At 43.2% G+C, this 15526-nt stretch carries 13 protein-coding genes; 9 read left to right on the forward strand and 4 right to left on the reverse strand.

What is annotated here, in order from left to right; translation table 11 throughout:
* Positions 1 to 7: 7 nt before the first annotated feature.
* The 5 genes from D7322_RS12925 to D7322_RS12945 all read left to right on the forward strand — a co-directional run bounded on the left by D7322_RS12925 (position 8) and on the right by D7322_RS12945 (position 7303).
* Positions 8 to 742, forward strand: coding sequence for a LytR/AlgR family response regulator transcription factor (locus D7322_RS12925; RefSeq protein WP_121124611.1), 735 nt, complete (start codon positions 8 to 10; stop codon positions 740 to 742).
* A gap of 139 nt (positions 743 to 881) precedes the next feature.
* Entirely contained in the window at positions 882 to 1628 is a 747-nt protein-coding gene (locus D7322_RS12930; protein WP_121124612.1) for an ImuA family protein, read from the forward strand.
* Positions 1625 to 3127 carry a Y-family DNA polymerase gene (locus D7322_RS12935; protein ID WP_121124613.1) on the forward strand — a complete coding sequence of 501 codons (1503 nt, stop codon included), beginning with the start codon at positions 1625 to 1627 and terminating at the stop codon, positions 3125 to 3127. The genes D7322_RS12930 and D7322_RS12935 overlap by 4 nt, the downstream gene beginning before the upstream one ends.
* Positions 3127 to 6270 (forward strand): error-prone DNA polymerase, encoded by a 3144-nt coding sequence (locus D7322_RS12940; protein ID WP_121124614.1) that lies wholly within the window; start codon positions 3127 to 3129, stop codon positions 6268 to 6270. Before D7322_RS12935 ends, D7322_RS12940 begins: the two co-directional genes overlap by 1 nt.
* Before the next feature lie 79 nt (positions 6271 to 6349).
* A complete protein-coding gene (locus tag D7322_RS12945) occupies positions 6350 to 7303 on the forward strand; it encodes a hypothetical protein (RefSeq protein WP_147430401.1) in 954 nt (317 codons plus the stop codon).
* A gap of 18 nt (positions 7304 to 7321) precedes the next feature.
* On the opposite strand, the gene D7322_RS12950 is transcribed toward D7322_RS12945, so the two are convergent.
* Complete coding sequence (locus tag D7322_RS12950; RefSeq protein WP_121124616.1) at positions 7322 to 8098, reverse strand: AraC family transcriptional regulator; 777 nt, start codon at positions 8096 to 8098, stop codon at positions 7322 to 7324.
* 189 nt (positions 8099 to 8287) lie between these two features.
* Here D7322_RS12950 and D7322_RS12955 point away from each other — a divergent pair, with 189 nt between their 5' ends.
* Positions 8288 to 9421, forward strand: coding sequence for a 2-isopropylmalate synthase (locus D7322_RS12955; protein WP_121124617.1), 1134 nt, complete (start codon positions 8288 to 8290; stop codon positions 9419 to 9421).
* 36 nt (positions 9422 to 9457) lie between these two features.
* Here D7322_RS12955 and D7322_RS12960 read toward each other — a convergent pair whose 3' ends face one another.
* Positions 9458 to 10906 (reverse strand): MFS transporter, encoded by a 1449-nt coding sequence (locus D7322_RS12960; protein ID WP_147430402.1) that lies wholly within the window; start codon positions 10904 to 10906, stop codon positions 9458 to 9460.
* Positions 10907 to 11026: 120 nt separating this feature from the next.
* Here D7322_RS12960 and D7322_RS12965 point away from each other — a divergent pair, with 120 nt between their 5' ends.
* Positions 11027 to 11359, forward strand: coding sequence for a winged helix-turn-helix transcriptional regulator (locus D7322_RS12965; RefSeq protein WP_121124619.1), 333 nt, complete (start codon positions 11027 to 11029; stop codon positions 11357 to 11359).
* Positions 11360 to 11439: 80 nt separating this feature from the next.
* Here the strand turns inward: D7322_RS12965 and D7322_RS12970 are convergent, their stop codons facing one another.
* Together D7322_RS12970 and D7322_RS12975 are read right to left on the reverse strand one after the other, a co-directional pair.
* Complete coding sequence (locus D7322_RS12970) at positions 11440 to 12366, reverse strand: DMT family transporter (protein ID WP_121124620.1); 927 nt, start codon at positions 12364 to 12366, stop codon at positions 11440 to 11442.
* A 32-nt stretch (positions 12367 to 12398) separates the two neighbouring features.
* Complete coding sequence (locus D7322_RS12975; protein ID WP_121124621.1) at positions 12399 to 13391, reverse strand: 2-hydroxyacid dehydrogenase; 993 nt, start codon at positions 13389 to 13391, stop codon at positions 12399 to 12401.
* Positions 13392 to 13560: 169 nt separating this feature from the next.
* Between D7322_RS12975 and D7322_RS12980 the strand changes: the two genes are divergently transcribed.
* Together D7322_RS12980 and D7322_RS12985 are read left to right on the forward strand one after the other, a co-directional pair.
* Positions 13561 to 14628 (forward strand): NAD(P)H-dependent flavin oxidoreductase, encoded by a 1068-nt coding sequence (locus D7322_RS12980; protein WP_121124622.1) that lies wholly within the window; start codon positions 13561 to 13563, stop codon positions 14626 to 14628.
* 155 nt (positions 14629 to 14783) lie between these two features.
* Positions 14784 to 15500, forward strand: coding sequence for an MIP family channel protein (locus D7322_RS12985; RefSeq protein ID WP_121124623.1), 717 nt, complete (start codon positions 14784 to 14786; stop codon positions 15498 to 15500).
* Positions 15501 to 15526 lie beyond the last annotated feature (26 nt).

Here is a 15526-nt window from a genome sequence, read left to right on the forward strand (position 1 = left end):
TAATCTTATGAAAGTTTATATTCTTGAAGATGAGTATAATATATACTTATATATAAAGTCACTCCTGGATAGCATTCCTTATGTTCAGATCGTTGGCTATAGCCCTTCCATTGCTCAGGCTGAGCGGGAGTTACTGGCCTCTAATCCCGATTTGATTTTGGCGGATATTCAATTAAAAGATGGCTCGAGCCTGTCTTTTCTGTCCGAGCTGAAGTTGGATATCAATACGATTTTTATTACAGCGTTTAATCAATATGCCATTGAAGCACTGAATATTGGTGCCATTGCCTACTTATTGAAACCTTTGGTGCCTGAGCAATTTATAGAGGCAATTGAAAAATGCTATAAAAAGAATACGGAATACAGGTTTAATAGCATGCAGTTGAATATGGCCGAGAATTATTTGAAAGTACCAAATAAACCCAAAAGAATTGCGCTACGTACCTTTGAGTATACACAGATTGTGAATATCGACGATATTTTATACTGCCATGGCGACAAAGGTTATACCACATTTTACATCAAGGATAACAAACCTATGATGGTTTCTAAAGTACTTAAACACTTCGAAACCATGTTGCCTGACACCGAATTTATCCGCTGTCATCAATCCTACCTGATCAATGCAAACTATATCAAAAAATATTTTAAGGATGGTCAATTAGAAATGGCAGATGGCAAAATGATTCCGGTAGCGACCAGAAAGAAGGATGTTATCCAGCAGTTTCTGAGTGACTTCTGATGAAAATACATGTTTCTTTGGGAATGAAATGTGGGCTTATCCTGCTCTATAATATTTAAAAACTAAAAAATATAGCAACTTCGTTTTAATACTAAGTATTTTAGTCTTAAATTTGCTTAAATTTAAGACGGAGGTGGCTATGCAAACAAAAGAAAAACAAGCTTTAATCGGCCAATTGAAAAAAGACTTGCTGGTATGGCAAGGAATAAAGCAAAAATCAGCTGATGTACTTCCAATGGGCCTGGGCCCATTGGAGGAAGCTTTTCCCAACGGAATTTTTCCCAGAGGAGTGATTCATGAATTTGTTAGTTTTGATCGGGTAGGAGGCGCCGTTTCTTGTGGTTTTATAGCTGGTTTATTGGGTAAACTGATGCGGAATAGTGGCATTTGTATTTGGATAAGCGGCTTTCATACGTTATTTCCTACGGCCATTAAATCTTTTGGTGTTGATCCTGAAAAGGTCATTTTTGTTCGTATGGGTCGGGAAAAGGACCTGTTTTGGGCAATGGAAGAGGCACTGAAATGTGAGGGAATCACAGCGGTACTGGCGGAGATACATCAATTGGACTTTGTACAGTCGCGGCGTTTGCAACTGGCTGTGGAGAAAAGTAGAGTGACAGGGTTTATTCTGCAGCACAATCCGAAGCTTTTGGGAGCAACAGCCTGTGCTGCACGCTGGAAAATTAGTTCTCGACCTAGTCAACTGGAAGATGGACTACCGGGAATTGGCCATCCAAGCTGGGATATCGAATTACTTAAAGTGCGGAATGGAAATCCGGGGCGATGGCAGATGACATGGACTGCGGGCGGTTTTGAACCTGTTGCTAAAACAAGATCGCTTACGGAAGAATGGGAGCAATCTTATGCTAATCAGGGATTGGCATGAAAAAACGATTTGCCTCCTTATGGTTTCGCCATCTAAAAACAGATTGGATGACTGTTGGACAGCCTCAGCTCAAGGAAATCCCCTTTGTATTGGCAATTTCTACGCATGGCAAGCTGATCGCCAATGCCTGTAACGTCCTGGCTGAGCAGGAAGGTGTGTATCCAGGTCTAGCCATTGCGGATGCTAAGGCTTTTTTACCTTCCTTAAAAGTGGTCAATGAACGTCCGGGATTAACCGAAAAGTTGCTCTATAACATTGCACATTGGTGTATCCGGTATACACCGCTTGTGGCGATAGATCTGCCCGAAGGAATTATTTTGGATATCAGTGGTTGTGCTCATCTTTGGGGGGGAGAAGAATCTTATTTACAGCATATCGTCTCGCGGTTTAAACACCATGGTTATGACGTACGTGTAGGTATTGCGGATACGATCGGCTCGGCTTGGGCAATCGCCCGATTTGGAAATGGAAATACCATTGTGGAGACGGATAAACAGTTTGATGCTATATTGGATTTACCCGCACAGGCACTACGGCTAGAGGCTACTGTGCTGCAACGCTTGCAAAGTCTTGGATTAAAAACAATCGGAAGTTTCGCGCGCATGCCACGCACAGCTCTGCGCAGACGTTTTGGAAAACATTTAGTACTCCGCCTGGATCAGGCCATCGGGGATGAGGATGAATTTATTGTTTCTATAAAACCTATTTTTCCTTACGAAGAACGTTTGCCCTGCCTGGAGCCCATTTGTACAGCCAATGGCATTGAACTTGCCCTGCAGCAGCTCTTAAACAACATCTGTAAACGTTTAACCGGGGAAGGCAAGGGGGTTCGGGAAGCGGTGTTACAATGCCATCGGGTGGACGGGAAAATAGAACAGATCAGCATCGGAACCAATCGGGCGACAGCATACCAACAGCATTTATTTCAGTTATTTGCCCTGAAAATCCCACAGATAGAACCTGCATTGGGCATTGAACTATTTATATTGGAAATCCCCAAAGTTGAAGAAGCAGACCCTGTTCAGGAGAAGTTATGGAGCCATCGTATCGGACTGGACAATCCTGTTGTAACCGAATTATTGGACCGTCTAAAAAGCAGAGATCCCGCCTGTGAAATTTCACGCTATTTGCCTGCGGCACATTATTGGCCTGAACGGTCCATGAAAATGGCCAGTTCAGCACAGGAAGTACCTACTGTTGACTGGCAAATTGACAGACCTCGTCCCACCCGCTTACTGAGTATCCCCGAACCGATTATGGTCACAGCGCCTATTCCGGATTATCCACCCCTGTTATTTCGGTACAAGGGGGAAGTCCATACTGTTAAGAAGGCAGATGGGCCCGAGCGTATAGAGCGGGAATGGTGGATAGATAAGGGGGAGCATCGTGATTACTATGCTGTTGAGGATGAGAAAGGCCGACGATTTTGGCTCTATCGCTCGGGGCATTACGATGACCGTGCGCCCAATCAATGGTTTTTACATGGTTTTTTTGCATAATGAGGGGATATTGTGAATTACAGGTGACCAGCAATTTTAGCTTTCTGGAAGGAGCTTCCCATCCGGAAGAGCTGATGGAACGTGCTGCACAATTGGGATATCGCAAAATTGCGGTGACTGACCGGAATAGTTTTGCAGGGATTGTTCGTGCCCATACCGCCGCTAAAAAACATGGGATTACTCTTATCCCGGCCTGTCGTCTGGACCTGCAGGATGGTCCAAGTTTATTGGCTTATCCAACGGATAAGGAAGCTTATGGACGACTGTCGTCTTTATTGACCGTAGGTAATCTGCGCGCCGAAAAAGGCAAATGCTCGCTTTATAGATCCGATGTGTATCAGTATCAAGAAGGAATCAAATTTATTATCTGCCCCCCTGACAGATTAACAGCCAGATTTGAGCTTGAAGCGGAATTTGCCACATTTGCAACAGAATACAGGCAGCAATTGGGGACAGCTTTGTATTTAGGAGTCAAACGGCTCTATCGTGGTGACGATGCAAAGCTTTTATTCCGCATGCAGCAGCTGGGCGAAAATCTTGCTATCCCCCTTGTTGCCTTGGGGGATGTACATTATCATATTCCAGAACGGCGGGAGTTACAGGATGTTTTGACCTGTATCCGGGAGAAATGTACGATCCAGACCGCCGGATTTAAATTGTATCCAAACGCCGAACGTTATCTGAAACCTATAGCAGAGATGGAACGTCTGTTTAGGCCATACCCCGATGCCATCGCCAGGACAATGGAAATAGCCACAGCATGCTGTTTCTCGCTGGACGATTTAAAATATGTGTATCCGGATGAATTGTCATCCAATGGACGTACTGCACAGGAAGAACTGGCCTATTTGACCTGGAAGGGGGCGAAGAGCAGATTTGGTGACCAGATCCCCGCGACCATCTTTGACACCATCCAGATGGAACTTGATTTTATCGAACGGAAAAATTATGCTTCATATTTTCTGACCGTATATGATTATGTACGTTTTGCCAAGGAAAGAGGTATTTTGTGCCAAGGACGCGGTTCGGCTGCCAATTCTACCATTTGTTATTGTCTGGGTATTACCTCGGTCAACCCCGCTGAGTTTAGGTTGCTCTTTGCGCGATTTATGTCTGATGCCCGGGATGAACCACCGGATATAGATGTTGATTTTGAACATGAACGCCGTGAAGAGGTGATTCAGTATATCTATGAAAAATATGGGCGCAACCGTGCGGCTATTGTGGCCACGGTGACGCAGGTAAGGGCTAAAGGGGCTGTTCGCGATGTTGGAAAAGCGATGGGGCTATCCATGGACACCGTTGGCCGTCTGGCGGGTGTGGTAAGCAGTCATTGGGATAATGACATTGATCTGGAACGTTTAGTGGAACAGGGATTTAATCCCGAAGATCCGCACTTACGTAAAGTGCTTGAACTGACCCATCAATATATTGGGTTTCCAAGGCAATTGGGGCAGCATACCGGCGGCTTTGTCATTACACAGGGCAATCTTCATGAACTCTGTCCGCTGGTCAATGCCCGCATGGATAACCGGACCAACCTGGAGTGGAACAAAGATGATCTGGAGGCACTGGGTTTCCTGAAAGTGGATGTATTGGCATTGGGGATGCTGACTTGTATCCGAAAGGCTTTTGATCTTGCCAAAAGACATTATGGACTGGATCTGACTTTGGCAGGCATTGGTGCTAAACATGACTCGAAGGTGTATGATATGATCTGTCATGCCGATACGCTTGGGGTATTTCAGATCGAGAGCCGGGCGCAGATGTCCATGTTGCCACGACTAAAACCAACGAAGTTTTATGATCTTGTCATTGAGGTGGCCATCGTACGTCCGGGACCGATACAGGGGGACATGGTACATCCTTATCTGCGCCGGCGTAACAAGGAAGAGGACGTGGACTATCCTAAAGAAGAAATTAAGGCGATTCTGGAAAAAACCTTGGGTGTCCCACTTTTTCAGGAACAGGCTATGGAGATTGCAATTGTTGCGGCCGGATTCACCCCCGCTGAAGCAGATGAATTGCGCCGTAGCATGGCAACCTTTAAGGCAAAAGGGCAGGTGTCGTTTTTCAGGCAAAAGATGATAGACGGTATGGTGAAGAAAGGTTATACGGAAGAGTTCGCCGTGCGCGTCTTTCGGCAGCTGGAAGGATTCGGTAGCTATGGATTTCCGGAAAGCCATGCGGCCTCTTTTGCACTGCTGGTCTATGTTTCTTCATGGATAAAATACCATTATCCCGATATTTTTTCGGCTTCTCTGCTCAATAGCCAGCCCATGGGATTCTATCAGCCGGCACAGATCGTTATTGATGCCGGGCGGCATGGTGTGAAAGTACTCCCCATAGATATTAACCATTCCCTTTGGGATAACACCTTGGAAGGTGATATGGGCAAACAGCATGCCCTGCGCTTAGGACTTCGTCAGATTAAAGGTTTTTCGGAAGAAGAGGCCATGGTGTTGACCGAAGGGCGTAAACAGGGGTATTCGTCGATCACGGCAATGATGGAAGCTGGATTATCCCAGTCGGGACTGGAGCGCTTAGCTGAAGCAGATGCCTTCCGTTCGCTTGGCATCGACCGTAGACGGGCACTGTGGGAAATCACAGCTTTGGGTGATCGCCCCATTGGGATATTTGAAGGGAAACCTTCAGCATCAACTGCTGAAGGACAGATTGAACTACCTTTGTTGCGTCCCAGTCAACATGTCGTAGCGGATTATGAAAGGACCGGGCTGTCTATCAAAGCACATCCGGTTAGTTTCCTACGTGACAAATTAGATCTGCTCCATGTGGTTCCAACTGAAAAATTAGGGCTAATTAAAAATAATATGCCTGTTAAAGTATGTGGATTGATTACCGTACGACAGCGCCCAGGGACTTCCAAAGGTGTGCTATTTGTGACCATCGAAGATGATACCGGCTTTGCAAATGTCGTCATCTGGAGTAAGGTATTTGAAAAATACCGAAAAGAGATCCTCCGGGCGAAATTATTTATGGTCGCTGGGAAAGTGCAGGTTGAAGGTGAAGTGATCCATATTATTGCCGAACGTTGCTTTGATATGTCCGGTTTATTGACAAATCTGGCAGAAGAGGATGACCGCGTAACACATGTTTTTTATAAAGGGCGAAATTTTCATTGATCTTCCATTTATTAATCTCATTTTTGAAATGCGTAAAGCAGGTACGACAGCTGAACGAACTGAAAAGAACATAAAATTTATGAAAAAAAATATTCTCGTTAATAAAATTGAAATCGAAAAAGAAATTATCATCGATTTGATCAAACAGAATAATCGCGACGGAGCCATTGACCTGATCGCCAACCGTGCAAATGTAAAATTTAAAACGGCCCGTGATATTGTTCAAATGTTTGACGAAGGCGATATAGATCTTTTCGATGGCAAAGACCTGTTTTTAGTTGATTACGACGAGGTGTCCAATAGCGAAGCTTCAGCTGGGGGAGCACCTGAACCGTCTTCTTTTTTGGAAGTAGAACGGGACAAAAGCAAGGGGACGGGGAGTAAGAAAGGCTTAATAATAGGTTTAGCTGTACTTGCCTTAGGTTTTGTTTTTTTACGCTATGTTGTTGGTTTTAACCATATCGGGCATCATTTGTCGGAACTGGGACAGGTGTTTGACAAAAATAATGGGGGGGGAACGGCACTGGATGCTGATACCGCAGACCGAAAAGTCCCTTTGGACTCCGGCGTCACCAGGGTAGCTGATGCGGAGGACTTCCGGCCTATCGATACCAATCTTCTTACTCCCGAATTCAAATCGGCAGAGATGGCAAGGATTAAAAAAGCTCAATTTGATAAACTTATCCCCGCAAAGAAGTCTCCCACAGATGAAGATGCACAATTGGCTTTAATTTACCTTACCAATAAGCGATTGACAGAAGTGATCATTCAGCAAAAGTTGAATATCAAAATTGGCCAATGCTATGAAAACCTCAATAAAGAAGGCAACAAAGATTGTGTAAGCTGCATGATATTACTCTATAATCGGGAAAAGAAACATTGGCAGGAAGCTCCTGATGGGGAGAATTTCCTGGACAATGCCTATGATTTTTATCTTCCTGATGGGGGGGATACATGGGGCGCCAAGTCTTTAAGTATGCACATTCCTTATGACTACGCCCTGTTTAAAAAATACGAACCAAAAGATCAATGAGTCTTAACACGATGGATATCAGAGTTTGGCACGATACTGTTGCGGCGAAATGCCAAAGTACTCTTTAAATAGATTTGAAAAATTGGAAACACTGTCATAGCCAATTGCATAGACAATCTGAGCGATCTGTAGGTCTTTGTTTTCCAGGAGATGCAGTGCTTTCAGTAACCGATGTTGTTTTATAAATTGGAATATGGTCATCTGCAGTTCTTCTTTAAACTGTCTAAACAGCGATCGCTCGGAAATATTAAACTTTTGGGCAAGTTGAGTAATGGATAATTTATTGGTGAGATTCTCCAGGATAAATGTACAGATAGCCATCATTATATCACTTTGCGCTGCGCTAATTTGTAATTGAAAAGGTTTGGCCAATAATAATGGAAGCATAGATTTAAATGCCTCAATGCTTGTTCGTGTCATTGAATCATTTATATTTAGGTTCCAATGCTGTTCACCGAAACGTAAAAAATGATCCAATAATTCCTGTGGGGGATATACCGTCAATCTATCATTAAAATGCACCATATCCAGAAAAATAGTTTTTAGTACCATACGGGGAGATCGGGAAACTAGTTTATGAGGGACTTGCGCCGGAATAAATACATAAAAATTATTTGGCACACATACGCTATTTCCTTCTGTATAAACAAACAGCGTTCCATTTGTTGGGCTCAGGAGCTGTACCTGTTCATGGAAATGCATTTCAGTGTTAAATTGACCATACTCACGCAACTCAATTGTTCCATCTCGGAAGGTCGTAGCACAGGGAAAAACTGATATTGCTGATTTTGGCATTATTCAATACTATTTGTTTTATTTTCAAATATAGAAAATCTTATCGTTCCATTAGATTTGGGTCGTAGAAACAAGTCTAAATGAAATGATCATGAGCCCGACATCAGCCTAAAGGTAGAATTTGCAGCTGCCGAAAGGAATCAGTGGTTCACAAAAGCATCCTTTCAGACAACATAAATTGTATAATTGATGAAGCAAGTAAAGATTTTTGACACCACACTACGTGATGGTGAACAAGGGCCAGGTTGCCAACTGTCGTTAAGAAGTAAACTGGAAATAGCCGAGAAGCTGGATGCTATGGGGGTAGATGTGATCGAAGCCGGATTTCCAATCAGTTCACCGGGTGATTTTAAGGCGGTGACAGAAATATGTCGAATCGTGAAAAATGCAACAATCTGTGCTTTGGCCCGGGCGCAGAAGAAAGATATTGATGCCGCATCTGAAGCCCTGCGGGGAGCTAAGATCGCACGTATACAGCTTGGTATCGGTTCATCCGATATCCATATCAAACATAAATTCAATAGCAGTCGGGAAGCTATTTTACAGCAGGCATTTGATATGGTCGCTTATGCGTCTGGCCTATGTGATGAGGTGCAATTTTTTGCAGAGGACGCGGGGAGAGCGAAGGACGATTTTTTGGTACAGATGACAGATACAGTCGTTGAAGCAGGTGCAAAAGTTGTCAACCTACCGGATACGAATGGATTTTGTACCCCTTTTGAATATTTCGAAAAGATATCTTATGTCAACAAGAACAGGAAATATAAAGAAAAAGCCATCTTATCTGTTCATTGCCACAATGACTTGGGTATGGCAACGGCCAATAGTATAGCGGGATTACTGGCTGGCGCAGAACAGGTGGAGGGAACGATTAACGGCGTGGGGGAACGTGCGGGAAATGCCGCTATGGAAGAAATCATATTGACACTCCTTATCAAAGAAAGGCTGGGATTAAAAAGTGGAGTTGATCCCAAATATATTGTTGAGCTCAGTGCTATGGTGGCCAGCGCCATGTCCAATCCCATTCAGGCCAACAAGGCCATTGTCGGTAAAAACGCCTTTGCTCATTCTTCGGGTATCCATCAGGATGGTGTGTTAAAAGACCGGAGGAATTACGAAATTATTGACCCTCAAATTATTGGAGGGACGCTCCCTGCGTTGGTACTCTCCGCCAGAAGCGGGCGGGCTGCCTTAAAGGATCGCCTTAATGCATTGGAATTAACCTATCTCCCTGAAGATTTTGAAGATATATATACCAAATTTTTGCTGATTGCGGATCAGCAACCTTATGTCGAAGATCGGGATTTGAGAAGACTAATGTAGTCTTCTCATCTTTACTCCAATATTTCATTGGCATTATTATACTTCACAGTCATACTTTTGCTGAGCGCTAATACAGTTACCCTTCTTTTTCCCAATTGCTGGTAAGCAGATAATACAACAGGCCACCAATAGCAGTAATAAGATGGATACTGTAGTAGCGGAGCCGTAAGCTGTAGTGATATTGTTCAGCCTGAAAAATGGATTCCCATTTTCATGTAGGAACAGGCCAACAACAAAAGCAATACCGAGACAAATGGACAGTTGTTGTACGGTAAGATAGATCGCGGATCCTACGCCGATCAATTCTTTGCTGACATCTTTTAAGGCTAACGTCATCAGGGATGGTAGTACGCTACCACAGCCAAGCCCATAAAAGAAAAAGAGCAGATGAAGCTGATCGCTTGCGACACTTACTTTATTGAGGACAAGTAAATGAAGAAACAGGCTCATAACCATTACTCCCAATCCGGTGAGTACAACGGCTTTGCCATGACGTTGAATAAACCGGCTGACTATCAGGCTGGCAACAACGTAACCTATCCCCTGATAGACGAAAGCGATGCCTGTCATTGTTGCCGTGTAACTTTTGTCATGCTGTAGATAATTGGAGTTGATAATGAAATAAGCATCCTGGACCATGTAATAAGCTAATGCCGCAATCAGTCCCAGATTGAAAACCCTGTTGTCGAAAAGGACGAAGTTAAAAAGCGATTTTTGTCCCGTTTTGTATAGTTCCTTCTGCTTTTTTAGGAATAACAGCGTAAAGATAAGTGCAGCTGCCAGCAATAATATCGACCAGATCGGCCAATGCAACTCAGGCCCCATGACCAAAGGAGATATTAGGCCCATCAAGAGTACAAATAAGCTCAGCATCGGTATAAACGAAATCGTGGATGTAGGGTTTGGCTGGTCTCTGGGAACACAACAGTAAGCGGCGATACAGGCGAGGATACCTATTGGAATATTAATTAGGAAAATAAGGCGCCAGCTTTCATGGATCCAGGACTGATCGGGAAGTAGTCCCCCGAGCAGTTGTCCGATCACGGAGGCAATGCCTGCGATGCTACCATATATCCCCAAGGCCATAGCTCGCTTAGAGGCGTCTTCAAAAAGCAGCGTGATCAGCGCGATACCCTGTGGTACCATCATGCCTGAACTTATCCCTTGCAGTAATCTGCCCATCAGCAGAAGGTAGATATTGCTTGACAGCCCACATATAACCGAAGCAAAAGTAAAACCGGCCATACCCATGACGTATAATTTCTTTTTGCCAAAATAGTCTCCGGCATTGCCCGCATTGATCAGCAGGCTGGCGTAGCCGATAATATATAAGATAATGATCCACTGGGTTGCACTATTGCTCAGATCCAGGGACTGCTGTATGGTCGGTAGGGAAACATTGATAATAAATAGATCGATGACAAACAAAAAGATGCCAATGGATAGGATAAAAATGTGAAGCAAATCTTTAATTCGAAAGCGCATATAGCCAAAGTTTTTGATAATTTTATAGTCAAAAGTAGTTTGGATATTTTTTATAGTCAAGTAGTTATAAATGATGTACTTAGTATGGTTTTATGAACTAATGGTCAGTATGAGGTGATTATGGATGAAAAAAAAAATGAATTTTTTGGAAGTTGTTGTGATGTCAATGGCATTTTCAAGATCATTGGCGGAAAATGGAAGGTTTTACTTATCAAAGCCATTGCAAAAGAATGCCCTAAACGGTTCGGGGAATTGCGAAGGGAGATGGATGATATGGCACAGACCACATTAACCGTACAATTGCGTGAACTGGAGCGCGATGGTATCCTTTGCCGGCAGACTTATGCAGAATCACCACCGCGTGTAGAATATAAGCTGAGCGAAATGGGCAAGACTTTGTTGCCGATTATTGAGCAGCTGGATGAATGGTGGTTACACTATAAAAAGAGATAATTTAGAATGCGGATATAAGAATAAGAATCAACAGTCAACAGAATGGGCTGTTGGTTTCGCTGTAACGCTTCTTTCATGATTTATATGACTTGCAGGGATTGCTTTTTATCTTTTGTCGTTCCGAGTAAAATAATTGTCAATATGATACATGCTGTACCCATCCAATCTGTAAAGGCGAATGGGGTGTTAAGCCATAATACCGCCAGCAATGCCGCAGATAGGGGTTCAGCGGAGGCAAGGAGACTGGTCTTTTGTCCACCGATTAATTTCACGGCTGTGAGATAGGCATAAAAGGGAATTAGCGTTCCAAAAATAACGATAAACGACGTATAAGCATAGGTCTGCATATCCCAGACACCGGCTACGTCCCAGGGAGCTCTGACAAAACAAAATGCAACTCCGCCGATAAGCATGCCCCAGCCGATGACAATGGTTGACTTGTACCTACTTAGGAGATCAACAGGCTGTAAGGTATAGAAGGCAAGTGTTACTGCAGACACCAAACCAAAGAATAGGGCGATTCCAGAGATCGAAAGCGTGCCCATTTTACCATGAGTGACCAATAGAAAGGTGCCTAACACGGCCAGTATAATTGCCAGGCATGTCTTGCCGTTTGGAAATTTTCGCTCTTTCAATGCAATATAAATAGCGATCATGACTGGGCCGGTATATTGCATGACCGTTGCCGTAGCAGCATTGGAATAGTTGATCGCAGCAAAATATGAATATTGAACGGCGAGCACGCCAACAATACTAAATAAGAGCAGATCAATAGCATCTTTACGCTTGCGCCAGATAGACCATAGGTCGCTGCGATTGTTTATTCCCGCAAGAATTAAAAGAAAGCCGCCGGTTATCAACATTCTTATAGTAATAAGCCATTCAACATTGACGCCTCGTTGCTGAAAAAGAAATTGACCAAAAGTTCCGGAAACACCCCAAAGTATGGCTGCACTAACAGCCAATAAAAAGCCTTTCAAAACTTTATTGCTATCTGTATTGTTCATCTTAAACGTTAACGATCTTTTCGGATACAGTGCTATAATGTTACTTCATTGTCTGTCGTTCCGGTGGACAGGATGTCAGCAATACTCTTTAATGTCCGTTGAGAAATTTGGGTGAGTGCTTCCGTGGTGAAAAAAGCCTGATGTGCCGTTACTAAAACATTTGGAAAACTCATTAATAACTGGATGGTGTCATCTTCTATAATGGTTGAGGAGAGATCTTTGAAAAATAGTTTCTCTTCCTGTTCATACACATCAATTCCCAATAATCCTATTTTATGCTCTTTCAATGCACTAATAGCATCATTTGTATGAATAAGATTGCCCCGGCTTGTATTGATGATGGTCACCCCGTCCTTCATTTTTGCCAGTGATTCTTTATTGATGAGGTAATGGTTATCTGGTGTAAGCGGACAATGCAATGAGATGATATCGGAGTCCTTAAATAGCTGATCAAGACTTGTATACTGAACACCAGCATTAATCAGATTTTGATCAGGATACAGATCATAGGCAATGATCTCCGCACCGAATCCCAGGGCAATCCGAATAAATGCTTTCCCAATTTTACCTGTTCCGATAACTCCGATCTTCTTCTGATGGATATTGAAGCCCAACAAGCCATTTAAGGAAAAGTTTTGCTCACGGACACGGTTATAAGCTTTGTGGGTTTTTCGGTTGAGTGTCAATAACATGGCCATCGTATGTTCGGCAACGGCTTCTGGAGAATAGGCTGGTACACGACAGACCTGAATACCGAATTCTTTCGCGGCCACCAAATCGACATTATTGAAACCTGCACATCGCAGGGCAATCAACTTTATGCCTTTCTGCGCAAGGACTTCGATGACTTGTCGATTCAACTTGTCATTGACAAAAACACAGACAACCTCTTCGTTTTCAATTGCATTGACGATATGAGGGCCAAGATGGGTTTCATAAAAACTGAATTGAAAACCGTAGGTCTCGTTTTCCCGTTCAAAAAAGACTTTATCGTAAGGTTTGGTTGAGAAGAAAGCTATTTTCATAAAATTGTATTTCCTATGTAAATATACGGTATTAATTTTTTATCCGGTTTAAATTCTATCGAATTAATGGGGTTATTTCTTATAAAATGCCCGATAAAAGCGCTAAATTAGTTTTGGAATCACCATTAAGTTATCCGATTTAACTCTTGAACATAAAAATCGCTTCATCATGAACTGGTCTACTCAAATTACAGCGCTATTAGGCACAGCATATCCGATTGTACAGGCACCTATGTTTGGGGTGACGACGCCTGAGATGGTTGTGGCAGCTTCAGCAACCGGCGCACTAGGTACATTGGCACTGGGAGACTTGCCTTACGAAAAATGTATCGCTGCCATTGCAGCAACAAAAAAGTTGACCGCACTGCCATTTGCCGTTAATATCTTTGTTAATAGCATACCCGAGGTATCCGAAAATCTAAGATCTCACTACAATAAAGTTAGTTCATTTGTAGCGACACTGGCTCATCAGTATGGATTGGAGGTGGAGTTGCCAAAGTTTGAGGACATTCATCTGACGGATTATCGGGAACAGCTTGCTGCCATTATAGCAAGCGAGTGTAAAATCGTTAGTTTTACTTTCGGCAATCTGGATGACCGGAGCATAGCTTTATTAAAGGAAAATAATACAATTCTTATCGGTACCTGTACCTCGGTTGCTGAAGCGCAGATCCTGGAGGCAGCAGGTATTGATATTATTTGTGTACAGGGCCTGGAAGCTGGAGGACACCGTGGAAGTTTCCAGGCGACCGCCATTCCGCGGATTGGCGGACTTTCTTTGTTGTCGCAAGTATATGATCATGTTAACAAACCATTGATTTATGCCGGCGGGATATATAATGCCCGAACGTTGCTTGCCGCAAAGCAATTGGGGGCGGCAGGTTATCAAGTTGGCAGTTTATTGCTTAAATCCAGGGAAAGTGCGTTACTTGATTTTGAGAAACAACATTTAAGTCAGGTGAAAGAATCAGATATTGTATTGACCCGGAGTTTTTCTGGAAGGTTTACTAGGGCAATTACGAACACTTTCATTAAAACTGTGGAGGGAACGGACTATATTTTACCTTATCCTTATCAAAATAAATTAACCAATGCCTTAAGAAGGGCGGCAAAGGCAAAAGGAAATACAGATTTCGTCGGTATTTGGGTTGGGCAATCTATTCATTCCTATCGGGAAGGTTCGACTGGAGATATCCTTCAGGAGCTCATTCGGGAGGTTGAAGAAGCGACAGGCTAAATAATGCGATAAACCAATATGCTATATAACTAAAAATACAAAGCTGCCGCAGTTTCCTAGGTATGTAGATATTGTTCTACAATAATTTATTCCTTATTCTTTTTTTATATAGAAAATGATTACATTAGAGTTAACTAAGTTATAAACAGATTCATATGGAAATTAAAACATCTTCAAAATTTGTAGCCGAACTAATTGGAACATTTGGTTTGGTACTATTTGGTTGTGGCGCAGCCGCTATTGCTGGTGCCAATACCATGGGAGGACTTTCGGGGCTAGGCCTCTTGGGTATTGCAGTGGCATTTGGTCTATCGGTCGTGGTCTTTGCTTATGCCATTGGCGGAATTTCAGGCTGTCACATTAATCCGGCTGTGACGGTAGGTGTACTATTGGCTGGAAGAATGTCTGCTAAGGATGCAATCGTTTACATTATTGCACAATTTATCGGCGCACTTTTGGGGGCATTTGTGTTGCAACAGATTTTAAGCGGTCAATTAGGAGGTTTTACAGCTGGCGAATGGGCGTATGGATCTAATGGATGGGGGAAAGGTTACCAAAATGAATATGGTACTGCTTCGGCCTTTCTGATTGAAGCCGTTTTAACTTTTCTCTTTCTTTTTGTCATACTGGCAACAACATCAAAGGTAGGAAACGGTACGATGGCGGGCTTAGCCATTGGATTTACTTTGCTGTTAATCCATTTAGTAGCCATACCGGTTACAGGTACTTCGGTTAATCCTGCCCGTTCATTCGGCCCGGCAATTCTTGCAGGCGGCAATGCATTATCGCAATTGTGGTTATTTATTGTTGCACCATTGGTGGGTGCTGCGGTTGCTGCAGGCGTGTGGAGAGCCCTGGAACCTAAAGATTAATCTTCATAAAAGCAAAAAAAACGCGC

Source organism: Sphingobacterium puteale, assembly GCF_003627955.1.
GTDB lineage: Bacteria > Bacteroidota > Bacteroidia > Sphingobacteriales > Sphingobacteriaceae > Sphingobacterium > Sphingobacterium puteale.